The following is a 21,939-nucleotide window of genomic DNA, read 5'->3' as shown; positions in this document are numbered from 1 at the left end:
TCACGCGGCCAGGGACAGGTCGAGCAAGGGATCATCCGCCGCGTAGGGAGCGGGGATGGGTGAGGGCAGGCGATGGACCGCGGTCGCGCCCTCCGCGCCCGTGCTTGACCGTATCGGGCCCCGGTCCGGTACGGCCGTGGTCCTGGGTCGTGTGGCGAGCGGGGTCAGCGGGCCTGGTGTGCCATGCGGGCGAGGACGAGCCGGCCGCGCTCGATGAGGTCCGGCCGGTCCTTGGTGAGGCCGGAGCGCAGATAGGACACGCTCAGCCGGGCGGTCAGGAGCAGCAGGAAGCGCTCCTCGTCGTCGGACAGGAGGCGGCCGTAGCCGGTGAAGTGGGCGGCTTTCAGGTCGGGGCGGGTGCTCCACAGCGCGCCGTACAACCACACGAACTCGTCCGCGACGATGCCGTGGTCCGCCGTTTCGAAGTCGATCAGGCCGACGCTGTTTCGGGTGGCGTCGAAGAGCCAGTTGCGGGTGGCGTGGTCACCGTGCCGGTACACCATCGGCATCGTTTCGGCGAGCCGCGGCAACTCGTCCATCATGCACCGCACCACGGCGCGCTGCGCGTCGTCGAGATGAGCGGCGGTGACCTCCAGGCAGATGGCGGCCTCCTGCGCCTGCTCGGCGACGGCCGCGCGAATGGCCGCGCGGTCCCGGGCCGTGGGCGAGGGCGAGTGGTCGTGCCAGTGGCGGAGCAGCCGCCCGGCCTGCTCGTGCACCCGGCGCTCGGTGGCCCGCGTCAAGGGCAGGTCGCGCACGACGCGTCCCGGCAGCGGCGAGCTCATCAGGGCCCGCAGATCCGGATCCGCGGCGATCAGGCGTGGAGCCGTGTCCGGGCACAGGGCGCGGGTCGCGTGCGCGTAGCCGCGCACCTCGCATTCGTACTCTCGCGTGGTCGGGCTGATCTTCACGAACACCGCGTCCGCGCCCGCGGCCACCCGCCGGACCCTGGAGTTCTTCCGGGCCCAGGACACGTCCGTGACGGTGTCGGCGCCGGGCAGCCGGCCCGCGATCCATCGCCGCAGATCGTCCGGAAGAAGGTGCTGGGTCATCGGGGTGTTCTCCGAATCGTGCGGCGCCGTCACGAGCCCCCAGGGATGGGCGACACCGCGTCGTCATGGTGCGGGCCCGTCGAAGCGTACGCATCGCCGAAAGCTCGGCCGTGCGGTCGACGGCTTCCGCAAGTCTGGGCGGCTCGCGCCGGCGACGGACACACGACACCGCTCGCGGATGCCGCCTGTTTTGGGGTGGACGGGTTTGCCCGGGGCGTACGCCCCGCCCGTGCAGCGGATCTGTTCGTGCGGGTGGTGGTGGGTCGCAAGTCCGCCCGCCGCGGTTCCCGGTCTGCGGTGACCACCGGGAGGGGTGCGAGCGCGGGTCGCCGGCCGGCGCGACCGCAGCCGTGCTGCAATCCCCGCCGCTCTACCGGACGGCGAAGTGCCCCGAGTCGGCGTCAGTTGCCCTGGCCGGTCGCCGGGTCGAGTTCCGCAGCGCCGGCGGCGACGCGGAACATGAATCGTTCGGCGCGGGCGCTGTCCTCGGTTCCGGTTTACTCGCCGGCGTCCTGGGAGTGGTCGCGGACCATGACCTCGGCGCCGGTCTGGCGGTGGCTCTGCTCGGACACAGGGACCAGAATCGCGGAATCGCGAAACGCCGGCAGGGACGTACTTCCACGAGGAGAGCGAGCCGGATCCCGAAGGCGTGCAGGACCACATCCTGTCGGCTCCCGGCTCGAGTTCCTTGACGGGGGTGTCCAGGGTGAGCCGCCCGAGCGTGTCGCCCGGGTCGAGCGGGCTGAGGATCGCGTCCGTCGCGGACGTGGCGGCGGATGCAAGCAGCGCGCCCGAGGGAACGGGCAGGGCACCCGCCGCGGTGGCGATCCCGCGGAGTGCGTCCGCGCGTTTGTTCCAGTGGGCTTTCGTGTCCTCGTTTCGGGCGGCGAGACCCAGGTGCAGTGTGTCGGTGTCCGTGACGGGGCCGTCGAAGACGACGCGTTGGTCTGCCGGGAAGGCGAGTTCCCGGCCGTCGTCGATGGTCATCGGGATGGTCGGGACCGCCCGGGTCCGCCTCCCCACGACGACGGCTCCCGCGATGTGGAAGTCGTCGGCCCCATTTTCGTTCTCGGTCTCGAAGCACTTGACGCGATCGAGGGTGATTTTCAGGTGCATGGCACTGTTCCGATTCCGTTTCCGTCGTGGTGGTGGTCGCCGTGTGAAGGCCGATGCCGGTCGGTCCAGGCGGAGGCGCCGGAGTCCCAGGCCTCGCCGAGAGGCACCATGTGGTCGACGTCGACGTCGAACTTGTCGGTCTGGGTGGTCTCGTCGTACCAGGACCATCCCTGGCCGGTGTTCGCGGTGATGGTGCAGCGGCGGGTGACCTCGGGTTGGACGGTGGCCTCGGCGAGCAGGACCTCGGCGCGGGTGTCGCATCCGTCCCGGTCGGCGTCGATCCAGTGCTTGAACTGTTCGCGGCCGTAGCCGTCACGGCCGCCCTCGGGATGCACCGGCAGGGCGGCGATCAGTGACGACAACGGGGCGGTGACGGTCCCGGCGCCCGCACCAGCGGCGGCGGCCGGCGACGAGATCGGGGCCAGGGCAACATGGGCAGGGCGCGAACGGCGGCCGGCGCCGGCGCGCGGAAGCGTGTCATGCCCCCACAGGTAGTGGCCCGACAGCGACGGGCGCCGGGAACTCGCCCGCAGCGAGGACGAGTTCACCCGAATTGCTCACCCGGTCCGGTCGAACCGCACCGCCTGCACCCCGCACGCGCTCGCCCGTAGACCGGCATCGAGGCGACATCGACCGCCGTCCCCTGCGTCCGGGCCCGCACGAGGAGATGCCTCCTCCGTGCGCGGCTGCGCGGCGCGATCGCAGTCCGCGACGGGCGGGTCTCGCTCGCCCGCGGCCTGCCTTACATGTTCGGGTCGGCGCAATGCCCGCCGTGCGGGGGCGCGTTCGCGATCGCCCGGCGTTCGAGAACGTGTCGCATCCGACGGCAGGCCCAAGCTCCCGGGCACATGAACGCCCCGACCGCGCCCGGGAAACCACCGGCCCGGGCCTCGGCCACCGCGGTTCGGGCACGGGACGTCGGAAGGAGGGCTCCGGGCGCCGGCGCGCCGTGGCGGGCGCGGTGCGAAACCGGCCCCCGAACGGTCGGCCGGCGAGTCGAGACGGTCTTGCGCCCGGCGGGTATCAGCCGCCGAGGTCGAACACTCCCCACGCGGTGAACGGCTCGGCCTGGACGTGGATCCTGCTTCCCCGGCCGACGACGCGTCGGGGGCCGGGGGCGGAGCCGTCGGGCAGGGTGAGCACACCGACGTCCGTCGGCTCGACGGACGTTTCGGTGAGCCTTCCGTGGGCGAGTCGGTCCCCCTCCTCGCGGTAGCCGCCGTAGAAGGCAACCCGGTCGCCGTGGACGGCCAACGCCTTGGCGCCCCGTACGCCGTTCGACCACACCCTCACGGGCCGGTCGGTGCGGTGGGGGCGTATCTCGACGAGCGGGAAGTCCGTGTACGGGCACGCCCGGGCCGTGGTGCCCGACACGTTCAGGGCGTAGCAGTCGAACAGGCCGGGGATGCGGGCGCCGTCCGACGTCCAGGCGAGCCGGCCCGTGGCGCTCCAGCGGCGGATTCCGAGCGGGTTCTCGTCGAAGTGTGCGACCCAGAGGTGGCCGCTCTCGTCCGCGAGCAGGTGTTCGATGGCGTCCCCGACAAAGAACGATGTGCTCTCGCGGCCGAACGCGTCGAAGACCTGGACCTGGTTCGCGTCCTCGTCGCGGCGGGCGCGGGACGCGGCGACGACGAAGCGGCCGTCGGGCAGGCGGTCCAACCGCGGCCGGCGGGCGCGCACGGCGTTCAGTTCGGTGAGTTCGACGGTGTCGTCCGGGTGGACGGAGATGACCAGCGCGTCGAACGGCGGGAGATCACCGCCGGGCCGCAGGGCGGATTCGGTGAGCAGCCAGTGGGCGACGCCGAAGACGTCGACAGTGCTGGTCAGGACATGGTGGTCATGGTGCGCTCGAGGCAGATGGGCGTAGGGGACGAGGGCGGTCTCGTGCATGGGCGGGCTCTCCCGGGTGGGTGTTCACGGCCTTCGGACGCTGCGATGGGCGGCGGTCGGCGGGGCGCGAGCGGTGGAGAGCGGAACGGGGCGCCTAGACGGCATGGCCCTTTCTGGTGGTCACGAGGCGATCATCCTCGACGCCCCGACCCCGTGACAAACCCTTTCCGGGCATCCCGATGCGCGACTGCTGCCGGCACCAACCCGTCCGGTCGGTGAACGGCACCTGCGGAGCCGGTCGTTCGCGTGCCGGCGCCGGGTCCTGCGTGTCGCGCCGGCGCCCGATCGGTTCCCCGGGCCGAACCACGACTTGGGCGTCGACGGTGCCCCGGACCCTCGTCCGATTCACGGCACGCGACGCTTCGCAATCCCGAGACCGCGCCGGGGACCCTCAGCGGGCGGGCGTCCCGCCCGGCGCAGTGGTGGTCCCCGGTTGTGGTGCACGTTCTGGTCGATCGTGTCGAGGAGTTCGGTGCCGAACACGCCCGGGGTGTGTGTTCCCAGGGGTGGCCGAAGGTGCCTACAGTAAGCACCCGACGTCAGTCGATGGTCACCCCCGTGACAGTCGAAACGATCACGGTCATCCACACCCCGACCAGCACACAAACACCCACACCACACCCCCACTCGACTGACGACCAACCACCGCCACCACAACGCACACTCACAGGTGGCGAAGCACCGTCCCCAGCACGCGCTCCGCCGGAAAGTAGCCGGCTTGCCGGGAGTCGAAGCTGATCTCCTCGTTGTCGCCCAGCAGGACCAAACTGCCGGCGGGGACCCGGGTCTCGAGCACTCCAGCCAAGGCGGGGAACCGGTCGCGCGGTACGGGGTCGCCCGGTGCCGCCGCCACACGCTTGATCAACCACTGCCGCCCTGTGATGGCGGGCGCCCGTGCAGTGCGCCCCACGGGCGGGCCGTACCAGGCGGAGCCGAGAACCATCCCGGTACCGGGGTGTTCCATCACGATCACCTGCCCCGGCGATGGGGCCAGGTCACGACGTACGAGGACCCGGTCACCATCGCGGTACGCCGGTTCCATGCTCGCCCCACGCACGGTTACCACGACCAGCCTGCGCGCCTGCAGTACCGAGACGATCAGGCCTGCCAGGCCCAGAAGCGCTGCCGGTGCTCCGCAAAGCAGCGCGACCCTGGTGACTCCGGCGACTCGCAGCGTCCCGTCGCGCGGTCGCGTGGGGATCATCGGCTTCCTCCAGTGAAGACTGATTCGGCTTCCGGGTCGTCCTGGTAGCCGGTTGCCTGAAGCGTGAACAATCGGGCATACTCCCCACCGGTTGCCATGAGGGCGGCGTGGTCGCCCCGCTCGGCTACACATCCCTCGGAGAGCACGACGATAAGGTCGGCCTCGCGCACGGCGCCGAGTCGGTGCGAGATCAGCAGGCTGGTCCGCCCCGTGCGGTGCCGCCGCAGCTCGGCGTGGATCTCGTGCTCGGCCTCGGCGTCGAGTCCGGCGGAGGGTTCGTCGAGGATCATCAGGTCTCGTTTGCCCTGCTCGTCCCGCAGGAAAGCCCGAGCCAGGGCGAGCCGTTGCCATTGGCCGCCCGACAGCATCACGCCGGTGGCCGGATTGTCCTTGTCGGATTCCATGAAGAACATGCGAGACAGCAGCGTGTCGTAGCCGTGGGGCAGGCCTGCGAGCTTGTGGTGGATGCCCGCCCGTTTCGCTGCGGCCTGAATCGGCACACGGTCGTCGGGGAGGGAGTCCGGATTGTCGGAGGAACCCAGACCGCCCAGGGCTATGTTGTCCGCCGCCGTCAGGTCGTATTCCATGTAGTCCTGGAACACCGCGCCGATCCTCCGCCGCAGTTCGACCGGATCGGTGTCGCGCAAGTCCACGCCATCCCACAGAATCGCCCCCCGGGTGGGGTCATAGAACCGGCACAGGAGCTTGACCAGTGTGGACTTACCGGCTCCATTCAGCCCGACCAGTGCCACCGCTTGGTCATGGGGTATGCGCAGGCTGACGCCGCGCAACACCCAGGGATGCTCCTCCGAGTAGCGGAACCACACGTCACGCAGCTCGATCGCGTCGCGCAGCTCAGGCAGCGCGCGAGGTGCGGCGGGCACCGGCAGCTCCGGACCGGCCGTGGTGACCGTCGCGTAGTGTCGGAACATCAGCACCGCCTGGTGAGAGCGGGCCACCTCGCCGGCGAGTGCGGCGAGCGCGCCCTGCACTCCGCCGACCGCTGCCACGAACATGGTGATGCCTCCCACGGATAACGCCCCGGTCCGCGCCGCGCCAACTGCCCACAGCAGCCCACCGCCGGACACCAGGGCGGCGAGTACTCCCAACCCGGCCTGGACGACGACCTCGCGCCTGTCCATGGCCCGCTTCGCGGCGTTGGCCGTACGGCGCTCGGTCAGCATGCGGTGCCGCAGAAAGGCACCGGCGCCGAACAGCCGTACCTCCTTGGCCGCTTCCACACTGGACAGCAACTGGCCGTAGAAGAGTTCCCGCCGCTCGACGGGACCGACATCCCAGAACATCCGTGCCCGCCTCCGCGACAGCGCAATTTCCGCAAGCAGAGTCGGCACTCCCGAGGCGAGCACCAGCACGGTCATCATCGGGCTGAGCAGAATCAACGAGCCGAGGAAACCGGTGATGGTGAGGGCCGCCCGGGTCATGCCGAGGACTCCGTCCACCACCAGAGTGGGGGCCGTCCCGCCGGATTGCTGGGCCAACCGCAGCCGGTCGAGGAAACGCGGGTCCTCGAACCGGCTCAGTCCGACGAAACCCTCCACAGCGGTGAACAACCGGTCCTGGGCGACCATCCCCACCTCCCGGTCGATCCCCGCCCGCAGATACCGGGTCACCTGTGGAGCTACCGCGGTGACCAGTCCGGCCAGGGCGAGTCCCACTCCCAGCCCGGTCAGGGCCCCGACGTCGGCACCTGCGGCAAGGCGGTCCAGCACCAGCTTGGTCAGCCAGGCGACCACCACCGGAAGCAGACCCACGATCAGTGCCAGCGCCGCGTACAGCGCGAGTGTGCCGGGAGCTGCCCGGACGGCGAGCGAAAACGCGGCGACCGCCTGCCGCCCCGCGCCGGACCGCTTCTGCGGCTGCTGTTCGGTCACGAGGGCGGTCATGCGATGGCGAGATGGCCCAGCCGGACCTCGTCCTCTGTGACGACCAGCCGCCCGGCGCCGTCCCGGGCGACCATGAGCAAGGTCGGGTACGCCTTGGCCTGGAACGCGGCACTCAGCGCCCCGTCGTACTCCTCGACGATCACGCGCGCCACCGGAGTGAGCTCGGCGACGAGCGCGGCGGACGCTTCAGCGTCGCCGACCACCGTTGCCAGCACCCGGTCGCGCCCACCGGGCAGCGTCGCCGCGAAGTCCAGGAACTTCGGCAGCTTCTCCTTGCAGGGCTTACAGGTGGGCGAGAAGAAGGCCACCAGTGTCTCACCGACCAGGAGGTCACGGGCGAGTTGTTCACCGTCCACCGTGGAGGCCGTGAAATCACCGACCTCCTCCCCCACCGTGATCGAGGCCCGGCCGTTGCCCGCACCGCCCACGTTGGCCAGCATCTCCGTGTGCTCACGCAGCCGCTTGATCACTCCTACCGTCAGGATCAGGTTGAGCAGGCACAGCGAACCCACGAGCGTCAGGGCCGCGATCAACAAGGGCATCGTGAATCTCCTTCTGGGTCATGGACGTCTCCGGGCAGCGCCCGGGCCGTCGCCGAGGGGCTCGAACAGTTCGAGGATGTCGTCGAACAGCGCAACCACCGCGCCCAACAGCAGGCCGGCGAGTATGGCCACCACAAGTGCGCCGGGGTCCGAAGACGTATTCGTCGCCGGTACGGTGACCGCACCGAGGCACGCGACGGCCGCGAGGACGACGTTACGCACGATGTGCCGGGCACCGAGTGGGGTCGATGAGGCGCCGAAGCACCGGCACGGTGGACGGATGCCCCGACGGGCCGTGAGGGCGATCGCCGTCGCGAACATCACCAGCAACCCTGCCGCAACCAGAAATCCGGTCGCAGCGACCGTCGTCGAACCCAGCAACAGCAGCAACCACACGGCGTATTCGGCGACAACCACGAGCAGTGCCACCGGTCGGCATGCCTTCGCCGGCAGCAGTTCCAGACCACGCAGCGAAGCTACGAACGCGCCGAACGCGCCTCTCCCCGCCGTCTTGCCGACGGACGAGGCCAGGAACACCACTGCGATCAGAGAGCGGATCCCGAGCTCCAGATAGTGCACCGCACACCTTCCGTGTCGTCTTCCGTGTCGTCGTCCCACGGCTTGGGAGAGGGGGACCAGGGGCTCCGAGACCCAACCCGGTGCCCCTGGTCCTACGCCTGTCTTTGGTTCTACGCCTGCGTTGACGTGCGCCGCCGCCCCCGTCGAGGGCGAATGCTCAGCAGTCGCAGATGTAGAGGTTGGGAGCGCTGTCGCAGCGTGTGCAGGAGGCGTGGTAGCCGCACTGGTTCTGGCACTGGTAGCAGGCCGGCCAGCTCCAGCACCGGCGTACTGCTGCCGCCGCGTCGACCTTGGGGGCGAATCGTTCGAGGAGGCTGTCCCCCATCGATTCAAGCTTCTTGAACACGTCCGTACTCCTTCGCTTGATTCGTTCCGGGCCGGAAGCGCCCGCAGCACGAGACTCGCGCGAGCTGGCCGGTGACGTCTTGTAATTAACCGCACTCTCGTCAGACGGAGGTTGCGGTCCGGATGGAGGCAGGCATCGGCACGCCTGGGGCCTGCCCCTCGCTGCGGTCCGCGGACCAGGGGCCCGGACTGCCGGCTACCCGGCAGGCAATAAAGCGACCTGGGGCATGACCGGTCATCGCCTTGCAGTCATGGCCGAAGTGGGCCTGATCGTGGTAGCCCGCCAGCGTCGCCACTTCGGCCGAGGGAAGCCCGCTGTCGAGGAGTTGGAGTGCCCGTTGAAGCCGAAAGACGCGAGCGATGGCTTTGGGAGTGAGGCCGATCTGTTCCCGAAATCGTTTCTCCAGCTGTCGCTGCGACCATCCCACCCTTCGGGCGAGTGCCGGGATGGGAACGGCGCCGGCCCTATGGGCGAGTTCCTGCCAGGCCCAGGCCACGCGCGTCGAGGACGCAGGGCCACTCCGGGCCCATTCGGTGAGCACGACGTCGAGCAGAGCGAAGCGTTCCTTCCAGCCCACCGCGGTCGCGAGCGCCTCAGTGAGGTCGTCGGCGCGGGGGCCGAGCAATGCGCGAGGCTCGATGGCCACGTTCGCCAACTGCTGCAGGGTTGTACCGAAGATCGTGAGAGCGGCCCAGGGGGCGAAGGTCACCTCCACTTCGGACCAGCAGCCATTGTCCTCCTCGCCCGTCCTGCTGGTCTTCGGGCCGCCGATCGGGGAGGTCGAGGCGTTCGCGTCCACCGGCCCCGAAGGTAACTGCGACGGGGTGAGTTGCAGTTTCTCGTCGAAGGGGATCACCAGGGCCACCGCCATACCTATGGGCACTTCCTTGGCCCTGTGCAGTCGGTCCGGGCCGAGCTGGAACCCCCGATAGCAGCTCACACCTGGGCGCAGCCTGGGATGAGGTGAGGCGGATGCCACTTGCCATGTCCCGTCAGTGCATGCCGAATTGCGCACGATCGGTCCTCTCGGCCGGAGATGGATGGCGCGAACGCGCCAGGAGGGTGTCGCCGCCGGGCACCGGCGGCCGGCGCCGATCCGGAGTCGTGGGTGCAGAGCAGGAGTTCCAGGGTTGCCACGTGGTGCGCGGGGAGCGTCGACGGCGCACCGGCCCGAGGCAGCCGCGGGTCCTGCCTCGCACGCAAGCCCTGGGTCACGACATGACGCAACCAGGGCCCGCTGCCCGTCGGCCGATCCGCGCATCCCCTTGCACCTACCGGAGGACATCCCGGTGGCCACCGTCCCCATGTCTGTCTCGCTGGTTGGGGGATGGCGGGGGATCTCCCGTCGACACGGATCCACTCTCTTCCGGGCCGGCCAGGAGTTCTCCCACGCTTCGGCTTCGGTTCACCCTCGACCGCACCGAGGAAGATGTCTCGAGGTGGTCAGCCGTGGGCTACGGAAGGGCTGCTGCGGCGCAGGCCGCTCCGGCGACGAACGGCATCACGAACGTGGATGTGAGTGCGACACCACATGCCGCGATCGCGCTTACGGTGCCCACCGTTCCCACGGAACAGGCAGCCGCCCTCGCGTAGTACACGGTGTAGCCGGCTGCGCTGAGGACGTCTGCGCATTCGCCAAAGCCAAGGGTCCCGACGCGACCGTCGGTCCGTTGGACCCGAGTCGTCGCCGCAGTGCTTTGCGACTCGGCTTGCGCCGGTGGAGCCACGAAGGCAAGCGCGACCGTGGTCGCGACTCCGGCGAGCGTGCCGGCGAGAATCCTTCGACAGGCTTCCATGTTCTCTCCATCCGTTCGGCGCAAATGGGTCCGGTCCCGTGGTCGGGCCGACCCGTTGGCGTCGCTCAGACTGGCAAGCGGGCCGGCCGGGAACAGTTCCGGGCCTGTTCGAAACATGTTCGGGACGTGTCCCGAACATGACGGACTTCTTGCACGCCGCGGCCGAGGAGACGGACTCCTCGGCGGTGGCGGTCGAGCCGGCCGCGCCGGCCGGCAGGGCGTTGCCCGTCAGGCCTGCCAGGGCCATTGCCGCGCGAAGAACGGTCTTTGTGATGACACACATCGGTCTCTCCGTTTTCGTGTGGGTGGGCGTTGACCGGGCCGCGCCTGCCCGCCGCGTCCGCGCGCCCACCCCCGTGGGGTACGCGGTCGAGGGATGCGAGGACGATGTGTGGTGGATCGCGCCGTCCGGCTCGCACCACCGAGCTTGCCGGCCATTCCGGAGCCGGATCGGCGAAGTCCGGCCCGTTGGGACACCGTGGGACGCTCGGGGCGCTGACCTGCGGGGACGTCCGGTGGAACGCGGCAGCGCCGGGACGTCCGTACCGATGCGCGGCCTTGCGATGGAAACGGCGCGGCGTCTCGGCCGGGCCCGTAGCGTGTGCAGACGGTGTGCCACCGGAGAACAAGAGGGTGAAGACCTTGGGGATCCTTGACGCCGTACGGGGTGGAGCATGTCGCGTTGGCAGGAATTACCGGATTCGCTGGACCGGAGGGTTCGGCAACTCGTGGTGCAGTTACGGAGGTTGAAGGACCGCAGCGGGCTGAGCCTGGTCTCGCTCGCGGCCGGGACCGGATACAGCCGCTCGTCGTGGGAGCGCTGCCTCAACGGCAGGGCGCTGCCGCCGCGGCACGTGGTGGAGGAACTGGCACGGATCGTGGGCGCGGATCCGGTCCGGCTGCTGGTGCTGCACGAGGTGGCCGAGGAGGCCTGGCGGCAGTCGACGGCACCGACCGCGCCCGTCGTGCGGGACGAAGGCGCGCCGGGAGCACGTGGCGGGGCCGCGGCCGAAGGGCCCGGTCCGGCCGAGGATTTCGGTACGGCAGAGCACTCCGATGCGGTCGAGGGCTCCGCGCCGGCGCAGGATCGCGCGCCGGCAAAGGAGCGAGCCGGCGCCTCGGAGGAGCCCGCCGCCTCGGAGGAATCGCCCGGCACGGCCCGACCGCCGGGCATACGCCGGCCCGTCGTCCTCGCCGCCGTCGTGATCGCCGCGCTCGTGGGGGTGGGCGTCGGCATGCTGATCGGCCGGCCCCCGGGCGACGACGACGGACACCGCAGGGTCACGACGGGGGTGGGAACGCCGGGCCCGCGCCCGACCGACGGTCCTCCGACCACCGCCGGAGGGCCCGGCCGCTACCACTTCCAGCCGGGCAAGTCCTACCCCTGCGAGGTTCGTAGGGCCGACGCGGTGGGCGGGGGGCTGTCCGCCGGATACAGCGCCACCCGGACCGTCGAGCTCGCCGGACCGGGCTGGGACGTGGTGGAGGCCCAGTGCCTGCTGGACCATCACCGGATGGATCCGGGCATCGTCGACGGGGTGTACGGGCAACAGACGATCGCGGCCGTGATGCGCATGCAGAAGGAGGCCGGATTGCCGGCGGACGGCATCGTGGGCCCCCACACCTGGCAGGTGCTGCGCGGATGAGTGCTCCCGCACCGGAGTGCGCGGCACTGGCCGAAGGGCTCCGCGAGCTGAGGGCGCGTACGGGCCTGAGCCTGGCCGCGCTGGCCGAACGCACCGCGTACAGCAAATCGTCGTGGGAACGCTGTCTCAACGGCAAGACGCCGGTACCCCGCCACGCCGTCGAGGCGCTGTGCGCGATCGCGGGCGAACCCACCACACGACTGCTCGCGCTGTGGGAACTGGCGGACGCCGAATGGAGCGGACGCGCCCGCCAGGCCCGCCCCGCCGGCCCACCCGCACCCTCGTCCCCGTCACCGTCCCTGCCCACGCCCGCACCGGTCCCCACCGTCGCCACGGGCAGCACGGGCAGCACGGGCGCCTCGGGCGCCTCGGGCGCCTCGGGCGCCTCGGGCGTGCAACGGCGGCCTCGGCGCAGGTGGTTGTTCGTCCTCGTCGCCACCGGCGTGGCCGCGGCGACCATCGCCTCGATCCCGGTGCTGACGGCCCCGCGGAGCCACGACGCGGGACCGCCGCCGATCCTGCGCTCCCCCGTGCTGGACCCCGCTCCCGGATGCCGTGCGGACTCGTGTGACGGGAGGGACCCCGACGAGATGTCCTGCGGGTTGCCCGGCCGGGACGACTCGCTCGGAGCACAGCATCACACCGCGACCGGTACGCGCGTGGAGGTCCGCTACAGCTCGGTGTGTGCCGCCGCGTGGGGCCGGATCTGGCACTCGAAGGTCGGGGACACGATCGAGATCTCCGCCCTCGGCACCCGTCCGCAGCGATTCGTCGTCACCCACACCACCGACACCGACGCCTACCGCTTCACCCCGATGATCGGCGCCCCGGCCCGGACCGGACTACGACTGTGCTTCGTTCCGGCGGGCGATACAAGCAGGGAGTGCTTCGACATCTGAGGACACACCCTCGAAAGGCGGTTGTCGTATCCCTGTGGTTGGGGCGATGGCGGACCGCCGGTGAGGAAGGACGGGGACGATGGGTGAGCGCATGGCGGGGCGGCCGTTTGTGGAGCGGTGGAGCGAGGAGTGGGTCGCGGGGCACGATCCGACGCGGGGCGGGCCGCTCGCGGAGGAGGTCGTGCGCCACACCTGGCTCGGGTTCGCGCCGGCGGACGAGGCCAGGGTCCCTGCGGCCGAGCCCTGGACTGCGGCGACCCGGATCGCCGATCATCCGGCCGCCGGCTCAGCCGCACCGCTGCCGCATCGGAACCCCGGATCCGGCGGCCGTCGGCTACCGCGGGTGGTGGAAGTCGACGATCTCCCCGACGCAGACCGTCATGACGACAAGGCCCACCGCCCACGCGAACACCGCGCCGTAGCGCACGGCCCGCACCCCGGCAACGATCGCGGCCGTCCCGGCGACGCCCAGGAGCGGCCCGCCGATATCGACTCTGCCGGCATCGACGGGGCGTCTGTCACCGTGCGTTCGTGGACGGGGTGCACCCAACGGTCCGACCGCCGCATTCCGAGCAATCCGCCGGGCCGCCAGGCGTCCGGGCCCACACGCGAATGACCTCGCCCTCGTCGGCAACCTCCTCGACCACCAGCGGCGCAAGCCTCGAAAACACCACGCCCACAAGCTCGTTCGCGTTCAGCATCCGCACATGATCACGGACTTACAGTCCGTCACCACCGGATGCGAGGCAGTTTCGTCAGTCTCAACAGTCCCCAGGTCGGAGGCCCTGCCGCCGAGCCCAGTGGGGTCTTCTGCCGTGCTTCTTCTTTGTCGGGGTCGCTCGCCCGGGGTCGAGGCACGGGTGGCGCCCCGGCCCCGGGCGGCGGTCTATGAATCACGCGAGGTCTCGCCCCCAGGCCACGATCGTGGCTGTCGGCGGGGATGACATCCCGGCGTGTCCGAGGAGTTCCGCCTCATGCGCGGCCGAGTCAGCAACGCCGCCAACTCCCGGGCCACTCCCCGTGGTCACCTCGCGGACGCCACCAGCAGTTGCCGTCGGTTCCGATGGTCCACGCGCCGAGCCCTTTGCCCTTCTCCCGCGCGTCCCTGACCACTACGGTGTGCCGGTTCGACGTACCTCCGAGGCTCTTCCATCCACCGGAGTTCTTCCAGATGTGGTAGATGGCGTAGTTGGTGCCCACGACGAAGTATTCGATGTTGCCACCGCCCCAGTCGTAGGCGAATGCCTGTGAGGGGCACAGTGTCCGACCCTTGTGCCCATACGCCTCCACGCCGCAGGGCGTCGGATCCGCGGTTTCCTGTTGTCCCTCACCGAATCGGAGCTCGGTGACGACGGGTTGTTTGTCGAGTTCGGCCGACGCGGACGGGGAACCCGTCACGGGGGCGCTGAGGCCGTCCCCGCGACGCCCGTCAGGGTGCCTGCGATCACGAGTGAGAATGCGACCGCCCGCGCGGCTTGCCATGAATACCTACGGGTGCGCATCGCGCATCATCTCCAGAGAGTTCGGTTGACCGTGGTTGTCTGCCAGGGGCCGTCTCATCGATCGCCTCGCCGTGCGGAGTAGGCGGGGCACCGGATCGGCGCCCCGGGACGAATTCCCGTTCCCTGCCGTGCACCGCTCGGCCCCGTCGATGGTGGCCGTGGCAATGCCGCCCCGTGTTCGGCTGCCGACTCGGTCGGCCGACGTCCGGTTGTGCCGCTTGTCGTCGGCCTGGCCGAGAGTGGTTCGGGCAATCCGTGTGGGTGGTTCGGGTTTTCGGACCCGGGACGACGTGTTGAGGTCTGCCGCGTCCGCTGGCATCACGGAGCCTGCCGGCCATCTCGATGCCCGGCCGGCGAAGTCCACGCCGCTGGGACATCGTGGGACGCACGGGGCATCGACCTGCCGAGACGTCCGGTGGAACGCGACACCGTCGGGACGACCGGCGCCGGTGCGCACGGCCGGAAGACGTGATCGAGCTCGGGTCCCTCGGGTGGCGCCGGACGGACGCGCATCGGACCGAAGTCCTCCTGGATCCCACCGACACCGGGCTACGGGTCGATGCCGCATGCCCGCCACGCGTCCGGGTCACGTCCCAGACACCGAGCGCGGTGGCGCCGATGCCCAGGTTCCGGTACGACGATCGCCGGTGCCCGGCTCCGAACGAGCAACTCCTCGTCCAGCGCTCCGGCACGCAAGCACTCCTGCTCGTCCCGAGCCTTCGCGGCCTCCGCGAGGCAGGGCACGTGTGCGGCGACTCATGAGGGGCTCCGTTTCGGTGTCGGCATCCCGACGGGCGGGTGTGCCGGGCCGGTACCCACAGGTCGCGCCCGGGTTCGCTCGCGCGTCCACCCGACGCATCTCATGTGGCTCGTCCGGGAGGGAGTCGACGCCGCGCAGAAGGACGGCGTGGACGAAACCGGACGCGTGGATCGGTCGCCCCGGCGCCCCTGCGAGGGATTACCCCCACGGTTGGCGAATCCGGTGTTCCTCGCTCGATGGAACGTGCTGGAGTGGACTCGACATGCCTCTGTGGAAAGGGAGTTGGCCGTGGCGCGAGTGCGGGATCTGGTGCGCGAGGTGATTGCCGAACGTGCGCCACAGGAACTCCCCCTGGTCGACAGTCTGCGCACACTCGACGATGACCAGGTCATCCGCACCCTCACCCGACGACGACAGGGCAGGGAACCCCTCGGCTTCGGATTCGCCGAATTGGCCGTTGTGCTCACCCCGGTCGTCTGGGTCGTTCTCGACCAGGTCGCCCGGCGCACGGTCGACGCGGCCACCGACGGTGCGATCGCGCGAGGTCGTACGCGGGTGCGCAAGCTGCTGGGTCGCGATCCCGTCCCGCCGCCCCGGGAGTTTCCCGAGCTGACACCGTCCGAGCTGGACCTCCTCCGGAGGCATATTCTCGAAAGGGCTGCCGAGCGGGGCATCGGTCGCCGGGAGGCCGAGGCCCTGGCGGACAGTGTGGTGGCGCGCATCGCGACGGAATCGGATCACGACCGGCCCGACGCGCCCGAATCCCCGGACACCCCCGCGTGAGCCTTCCCACCGCGATCCGGGACCGCTCCGGGACGACGGCTCGCTTCGCGCTCCTGCTGGTTCTCTTGGCGGTGTCGAGCGTCTTCACGCTCGAGATACTGGTGAGCGCGGTGTGGGAGTGGATCGATCCCACCGCTTCCGGGAAGGGTGCCAGGCCCTGCCTGCTCGCTGCCGGCATCGATCCGACCGCCGGCGATCGGGCGAACACCCTGCACCTGGGTGGCGTGCGGGACGCCTTCCGGAAATGCGTCGCGGACCGGTCGAGCCGGCCCTATCGAGGCATGATCGCCACCGGGGTCGTGCTCGTGGTGGCGGGGTTGGTGTACTGGCTGCAGCCGAAGGTACGCGACCGGTGGCGCGGAACGGTGCCGGTCGACGCGGTCGACCCGGACCGCGCCCTGAGGGCGGAGCTGGACGCGCTGCGCGAGCGCACCGGCATCCGCGCGAACCTCGACTTCCGGGTCGATCCGGCCCGGATGACGTCCGGCGCCGCCGTCTACGGACGCACCGGCCGATACACCGTATGCCTGCACGCGGGACTCCTGGCCCGACGCGCCACCGACGTCGACGGCTTTCGCGCCGTGGTCCTGCACGAGCTCGCGCACGTGCATCACCGCGACGTGGACTACGCCTATGCCAGTACGGCACTGTGGCGGGTCTACGTCACCCTCGTCCTGATACCGGAATTCGCCTACTTCGGGTGGGAGTTCGTCCGGACCGAGCGGGCCGCCGCGGAGTCGCCGTGGTGGCCCGCCGCCGGGCCGATCTTCGTCGGGTTCGTCACGACCGGCGCCCTGCTCGCAGGGCTGGTCCATCTGGCCCGGGCGGACCTGTTGCGACATCGTGAACTCCACGCCGACGTGCGGGCCGTGGCCTGGGGGGCGAGCGCCGCCGGCTGGGATCGCGCGGACTCGGGCGAACCGAGGGCCCACCCGGTACGTCGGCTGCTCGCGCCGCTGCGGACCCATCCCGGCTGGGCGGAACGCCGACGGGTACTCGCCGACCCCGCTCTCCTGTTCCGAGCCGGCGGGCTGGAGATGTTCCTTGCCGGTGTCGCGGCGATGCTGCTCTCCGGCTCGTTGGTGATGGTGGACCGGTCGCAGGCCCGATGGGTGACGATCGCGCTGATCACCCCCGTGGTGTGCCTCGCCGTGGGCCTGTCCATCGTCCGCTCGCCGCGTACCGACGGGGGGACGGGCTCCGGCACGATCGCCGGCCTGTGGCTCGGATGCGGATTGTTCGTCGGCGAGTGGGTGACCGACATGCGCGCCCGGTTCGATTGGACGCTGTCGCAGCCCCAGTACCTTCTCACGTTCCCGATCATCGCCGCCGTGGCCGTGGCCTGGTGGTCCCAGACGCTTCGGCTGGCCCTGGGCCTGTCGACGAGGACGCGGCGACGGTCCGCGGCGACGCTCTGCGCGATGGTGACCGCCGCCGTGCTGTGGGGCGGACTGACGTGGTGGGAGAACGGGGGCCGAGCCCTGGCGGTGGGAGTCGACCTCGACCGGGACGTCCCGACGGTCTACGCCGCATCGTTTCCGGGAACGTGGCAGGACTACTCCGCGGACATGACCGTCTTCATGCGCCTCACATCCATGTTCGAACCGATCTTCGAGCAGGAAGTCCTCGCAGCCGCCACTCTGCTGATGTGGCTCGTACCGATGATCCTCATGAGTGTGCAGGGCACGGAGACGAGATCCCGGCTGCGCCCGACGCTGGTCGCCGGGCTGGCGGGAGCCCTCGCGGCGTGGGCCGGGCTCGCCGTGATGGCGATCCTGCTCAACACGCGCCGTCCCGCCACGCTCGAGGAGCGTGGCGGTGCCTTCACCTTCGCCCATGTGGGGTGGATGATCACAACGGTGTCGGCGGCCTGCCTACTAACGGCCATGCTCGTCGCGGCCACCGCCCGCGAACACCGGTTGCCTCGGGCGCTGATCGCCGCCCAGATGGTTCAACTGCTCACCTACGCCGCCGTCTTCCTCCTGTCCTCGACCGACGGCTGCGTGGGCCCGCTGAACATGACGTTCGACACCTGCGGCTGGCGGCCGGAGTGGGGGGAGGTCGTCGGCAGAAGCGTCGTTCGCATCACTCTCGTCACCGCGGTGCTCGGCGCCGGCTTCGGTGCGCTGATGGGCGCCGGCATCGCGAGAACGATCCGACGCACACGCGGGGTGCCGACGCCGAACGTGCCCGTCACCCCGCGACGGGTGGCCTCGCGCGCCCGGTGGCTCAGGATCGTCCTCGTGCCGACGGTCCCCGCCGTACTGCTGATCGCCGACCTGCACACCGCCACGCTCCCACCCGAGGCGGCTCGGCTGGCGAAAGACGTTGTGGAATCCGTCACGAGCGGGCCCCGCCCCACCGGGCTCGACGGGAACCCGCCGACGACGAAGGACCTGCGGCTCCGGACGATGCAGATCCGGTCGTGGTGGGACGCCGGCGGACTCCGACACGGACAGGAAATCACGGCCGCGACCAAGGCGTTGACCGACGCGCTGATCGAAACCGACGCTCGACTGCAGCATCCGGGCCGCGCCCCCGCGTTCGACCCAATCGCCTTCGCACGTGCCTGCGGCGTGCTGGGCACGCGCGTCGAGGAAGCCCGGGCGTACCTCCCCGTACCGCACCCGGACCTGCAGGTGTCCTGGGCGAACGCGCTGGCCGACCTGCACAAGGGCGCGCTCGACTGCCAGACGGCACTGGCGGGCAAACGGTGGCTGCCGAACCCGGACGAGGCCCTGTGGGACCCGGACTTCTCCGACAGCCTCCAGGAGATCGGAACCGGGTTCGAAGGCTATGTCGTCTGCACGCTGGACCTCCGGAACGCCATGAACCACACGCCCGAATAGGGGCCGTTCCCGAGAAGACCCGAGATGAATCGACGAGATCCCGCACGAGCCTTTGGTTCGTGTGGGATCTCGGCGTTTCAGGGGCTGTTCTCCCTGGTATGCGGGCCGGGGCCGTGCGTTGTCGGTGCCGATCGCGTGGTCTCGGAGAGTGCCGAAGCGCCTCGCAACGGGCAGCCGCGAAGCGCGTGGTGGTCGGTGTCGGTGCGCGGTTCGGCGGGCCTCGGTCGGTGTCCGATGCCCGGCGGTGGGACATCCGGCGCGTCCGACGCATGCGAGCGTACGAGGGCGAGGGGCAGACCCGCGACAGGTTCACGACCCGACGGCGTGGACCGCCGAACCCGCGGTGGGGTCCCGTCGCACCGGTCGGCTCGGTTCACCGGGCGCCGGACGACACACTCGTCGGACACCACGCTCCCGCTCACAGCGCCCAGGCGTACGCACGCCCGTCCGGGGCCGCAAGCCGAACGTATTGGCCGGCCGGGCCCGCCTCGAGGGTGAACCACTCGCGGCGGGGCCGGTTCAGGTCCAGCCACAGGCGGTGCGCCCGCTCGATCGCCGCCCACAGGTCCCGCCCGCCGAACCGGGCGACCTCGGCTCCGGAGTCGGTCTCGGCGACGACGGTGGCGCAGCCGTCGGGTGTGCGCAGGGTCGTGACGTGGCGGCCTGCGGTGTGGGTAAAGGTGCGGGTGGTGTGGGGGTCGAGGTGGAGTTGGGCGAAGAAGGAGAACGTCCAGTCGTCCAGAACCCTAGGCGTCAGCGGTGAGGTGCGAACCCGATCTGCGGCGTGTTCGACCTCCCGGTAGGCGAGCCGAGGGCCCCCTTCGTCGACCTCGGTGTCGGGCAGGAGCGGCATGAACGCGGCCGGGGTGTGCATGAGGCGGCCCGCAGCGGTGCCGTCGGGGAGCTTCTTCAACCAGGCGATCGACCCGCCCGCGAGGGTGCCCTTGAGCGGGACCACCAACACCGCGCCCGGCGCGCACTGCTCGAGCCACGCCTCGGGGACACGCGGGACCGAGGCGGTCGCGATCAACCGGTCGTACGGAGCGTTCGCGGCCCAGCCGGTCGTGCCGTCCGCCAGGACGACGTCGGGGGTGAACCCCGCGGTCTTGAGGCGTTCGCGGGCGGTGCCGACCAGGTACGGGGTGTGGTCGACGGTGGTGACGTTGTCCGCCCCGACCAGCCGGGAGAGCAGGGCGGTGTTGTAGCCGCTTCCGGTGCCGATCTCCAGCGTTCGGGCGCCGGGAGCCGGGTCGAGCGCGTCGAGCATGTCGGCCATCAGATCCGGCGCCGTCGACGACGACGTCGGCACCCCGAACACGCCCTCGGGCGGGGCGTGTTCCGCGTGCACGCCGTCGACCTCGGTAATCAGCGACTCCCCCGAATACATCGCCTCCCACCACTCCCCGCCGGCGCCGATCTCGTCCGGGTCCTCGGCGCGCCACGGGACGAAGCGGTCTCCGCCCGCGCGGCGGTAGAACACCGGGGTGAACACGTGCCGGGGCACGTTGAGGAACGCCTCCGCGATCCGCGACGACAGCACCACGTCACCGGCGGCGATCCGCTCCACCAGGCGCACCCGCGCGGCGACCAGGGCCTGCTCGTCGTAGAGGACCTTCACGTGGCTCCTTCGAGGTAGTCCGCGATCGCCGCCGTGATCGGCAACCCGGTGGCCTGTTCCACGAAGCCGTATTGTCCCGACGGATTCAACTCCAGCATCACCCACTCGCCGGCCGGGGTGATCACGAAATCGAACGCGCCGTACGGCAGACCGAGCGTGTCGAGCATCGCCAGGACGCCCCGGGTCACGTCCGGCGGCGGGTCGCACACCTTGTAGGTCAAGCTGTCGTAGTCGCGCCGCCAATCGACCCGGGCCGCGGCGGACCCGGCGTGGATCTCGGCCGCGAACACCCGACCCGCCACCACCGTCAGCCGACACTCGTACGCCTTGGGGACCGCGGCCTGGAACAGGTGGGCGGTGGTGGCGATCGCCGGATCGTCCAGCACGGCCGGGTCGACGACGCTCGCGTACACCGCGACGGACGAGCCGTCGACCACGCCGCGAACCGGGCCGAACGGCTTGTACACCACCGGACCCGCCACCTCGGCCGCGAACGCCCGCGCGGCCGCCGGGTCGTTGGTGATCGACGTGCGCGGGACCGTCAGACCGCACTCGGCGGCCACCCGCAACTGCAACGGCTTGTACTCGGCGTCCGCCGCCCGACCCGCAGGCGGCAACGCCGCCAGGAGCCCACTGAAGCCCAGACGGGCCTCGCGCTCCGCGACCCGCCGCGCCGACACCGCCATGCCGGCTGGGAAACGCGGCCGGGTCAGGCGGCGGTAGTAGACCGAACGCACCGCGGCGAGATCGAGCTCGCGCCGGGCGTTGCGCAACGACCCCCTCCAGGCCACGCCGTCGAACGACGCGGCCAAGGACAACTCCATCGGGAACTCCGCCAGATCCGCCCGGAAGACCGGCACTGCGCGCCGGTTCAACTCCTCCACCACCAAGTCCGCCGTCGGATCGAAACGACCCGACAGAACGAGGACATGGCCCTCACGGCGCAGCGGCGGGGCGGTGCCGTGGGTGGCTGTGTGGGTGTGGGTGGGTTGCCGGGTTCAGTCGTCACTGGTGCCGGGGTCGTCGGGGGCGTCCATCTGGCCCGACGGCTGGGTGGGGCCGTAGGTCTTGGGCAGGTCTTCGTCATGTAGAGGTGATGACGCCACGAGCATGCCCACCCACCGCCACCACAAGAGGAGGCGGGGCAATGATGCGGGCGACGCCCGAAACCGGCCCCGACGAACGAACACACCACCCGCCACGGGAAATTCTCAATCACGCTGCGCGGCCTTCTCGAAACCTGCCGCATTGCAGGTCAACCGTCCCTCCCCCGAGAACATCCCTGGCGTCATACACCGAAGCCCCAGGCCCCACGACACGGGCCAGCGTTCTCGAACCGTGCCGCATCCCAGGTCAGAGCACCACACCCGCACAACCCGGCCGAGACGACGCACCCGGCGGGACGAGCCGTACATGCGACGCGGCCCCGCCGGGCGCGAGCCAAGGCCGCGAT

General features: G+C 70.6%; 17 protein-coding genes. 5 read left to right on the top strand and 12 right to left on the bottom strand.

Annotation, left to right across the window (positions count from 1 at the left end):
- Nucleotides 1–164: 164 nt before the first annotated feature.
- The 9 genes from ACFRCG_RS03545 to ACFRCG_RS03505 form a co-directional block, all read right to left on the bottom strand.
- Nucleotides 165–1,052: an aminoglycoside phosphotransferase family protein gene (locus tag ACFRCG_RS03545; RefSeq protein ID WP_380028325.1), complete on the bottom strand. Its 888-nt coding sequence runs from the start codon at nt 1,050–1,052 to the stop codon at nt 165–167.
- A gap of 1,106 nt (nt 1,053–2,158) precedes the next feature.
- Entirely contained in the window at nt 2,159–2,530 is a 372-nt protein-coding gene (locus tag ACFRCG_RS03540; protein WP_380028323.1) for a hypothetical protein, read from the bottom strand.
- Between the two features lie 661 nt (nt 2,531–3,191).
- On the bottom strand, nt 3,192–4,058 hold the full coding sequence (locus ACFRCG_RS03535) for a hypothetical protein (RefSeq protein WP_380028321.1): 867 nt from the start codon (nt 4,056–4,058) through the stop codon (nt 3,192–3,194).
- A gap of 664 nt (nt 4,059–4,722) precedes the next feature.
- Nucleotides 4,723–5,262 (bottom strand): S26 family signal peptidase, encoded by a 540-nt coding sequence (locus ACFRCG_RS03530; RefSeq protein ID WP_380028319.1) that lies wholly within the window; start codon nt 5,260–5,262, stop codon nt 4,723–4,725.
- Complete coding sequence (locus ACFRCG_RS03525) at nt 5,259–7,166, bottom strand: ABC transporter ATP-binding protein (RefSeq protein WP_380028317.1); 1,908 nt, start codon at nt 7,164–7,166, stop codon at nt 5,259–5,261. Before ACFRCG_RS03525 ends, ACFRCG_RS03530 begins: the two co-directional genes overlap by 4 nt.
- Entirely contained in the window at nt 7,163–7,708 is a 546-nt protein-coding gene (locus ACFRCG_RS03520) for a TlpA disulfide reductase family protein (RefSeq protein WP_126640962.1), read from the bottom strand. Before ACFRCG_RS03520 ends, ACFRCG_RS03525 begins: the two co-directional genes overlap by 4 nt.
- A gap of 18 nt (nt 7,709–7,726) precedes the next feature.
- On the bottom strand, nt 7,727–8,287 hold the full coding sequence (locus tag ACFRCG_RS03515; protein ID WP_380028315.1) for a MauE/DoxX family redox-associated membrane protein: 561 nt from the start codon (nt 8,285–8,287) through the stop codon (nt 7,727–7,729).
- Nucleotides 8,288–8,444: 157 nt separating this feature from the next.
- On the bottom strand, nt 8,445–8,633 hold the full coding sequence (locus tag ACFRCG_RS03510) for a hypothetical protein (protein ID WP_380028313.1): 189 nt from the start codon (nt 8,631–8,633) through the stop codon (nt 8,445–8,447).
- A 100-nt stretch (nt 8,634–8,733) separates the two neighbouring features.
- On the bottom strand, nt 8,734–9,504 hold the full coding sequence (locus ACFRCG_RS03505; protein WP_380028311.1) for a helix-turn-helix domain-containing protein: 771 nt from the start codon (nt 9,502–9,504) through the stop codon (nt 8,734–8,736).
- Nucleotides 9,505–11,103: 1,599 nt separating this feature from the next.
- On the opposite strand from ACFRCG_RS03505, the gene ACFRCG_RS03500 reads away from it, so the two are divergent.
- The 3 genes from ACFRCG_RS03500 to ACFRCG_RS03490 all read left to right on the top strand — a co-directional run bounded on the left by ACFRCG_RS03500 (nt 11,104) and on the right by ACFRCG_RS03490 (nt 13,590).
- Nucleotides 11,104–12,075 (top strand): helix-turn-helix domain-containing protein, encoded by a 972-nt coding sequence (locus ACFRCG_RS03500; RefSeq protein WP_380028309.1) that lies wholly within the window; start codon nt 11,104–11,106, stop codon nt 12,073–12,075.
- Nucleotides 12,072–12,974, top strand: coding sequence for a helix-turn-helix domain-containing protein (locus tag ACFRCG_RS03495; protein WP_380028307.1), 903 nt, complete (start codon nt 12,072–12,074; stop codon nt 12,972–12,974). Before ACFRCG_RS03500 ends, ACFRCG_RS03495 begins: the two co-directional genes overlap by 4 nt.
- A 79-nt stretch (nt 12,975–13,053) precedes the next feature.
- On the top strand, nt 13,054–13,590 hold the full coding sequence (locus tag ACFRCG_RS03490; protein WP_380028305.1) for a hypothetical protein: 537 nt from the start codon (nt 13,054–13,056) through the stop codon (nt 13,588–13,590).
- 371 nt (nt 13,591–13,961) lie between these two features.
- On the opposite strand, the gene ACFRCG_RS03485 is transcribed toward ACFRCG_RS03490, so the two are convergent.
- Nucleotides 13,962–14,372: a hypothetical protein gene (locus ACFRCG_RS03485; RefSeq protein ID WP_380028303.1), complete on the bottom strand. Its 411-nt coding sequence runs from the start codon at nt 14,370–14,372 to the stop codon at nt 13,962–13,964.
- Nucleotides 14,373–15,446: 1,074 nt separating this feature from the next.
- Between ACFRCG_RS03485 and ACFRCG_RS03480 the strand changes: the two genes are divergently transcribed.
- Together ACFRCG_RS03480 and ACFRCG_RS03475 are read left to right on the top strand one after the other, a co-directional pair.
- Nucleotides 15,447–16,019 (top strand): hypothetical protein, encoded by a 573-nt coding sequence (locus ACFRCG_RS03480; RefSeq protein WP_380028301.1) that lies wholly within the window; start codon nt 15,447–15,449, stop codon nt 16,017–16,019.
- Nucleotides 16,016–18,868 (top strand): M48 family metalloprotease, encoded by a 2,853-nt coding sequence (locus tag ACFRCG_RS03475; RefSeq protein ID WP_380028299.1) that lies wholly within the window; start codon nt 16,016–16,018, stop codon nt 18,866–18,868. The genes ACFRCG_RS03480 and ACFRCG_RS03475 overlap by 4 nt, the downstream gene beginning before the upstream one ends.
- Nucleotides 18,869–19,286: 418 nt before the next feature.
- On the opposite strand, the gene ACFRCG_RS03470 is transcribed toward ACFRCG_RS03475, so the two are convergent.
- Nucleotides 19,287–20,486 carry a methyltransferase domain-containing protein gene (locus tag ACFRCG_RS03470; RefSeq protein WP_380028297.1) on the bottom strand — a complete coding sequence of 400 codons (1,200 nt, stop codon included), beginning with the start codon at nt 20,484–20,486 and terminating at the stop codon, nt 19,287–19,289.
- A complete protein-coding gene (gene tgmB / locus ACFRCG_RS03465; protein WP_380028448.1) occupies nt 20,483–21,406 on the bottom strand; it encodes an ATP-grasp ribosomal peptide maturase in 924 nt (307 codons plus the stop codon). The genes ACFRCG_RS03470 and tgmB overlap by 4 nt, the downstream gene beginning before the upstream one ends.
- Between the last annotated feature and the right edge of the window lie 533 nt (nt 21,407–21,939).

Origin of the sequence: Embleya sp. NPDC056575 (assembly GCF_042793325.1) — a bacterium.
GTDB lineage: Bacteria > Actinomycetota > Actinomycetes > Streptomycetales > Streptomycetaceae > Embleya.
This window is presented reverse-complemented; position numbering and strand designations above follow the sequence as displayed.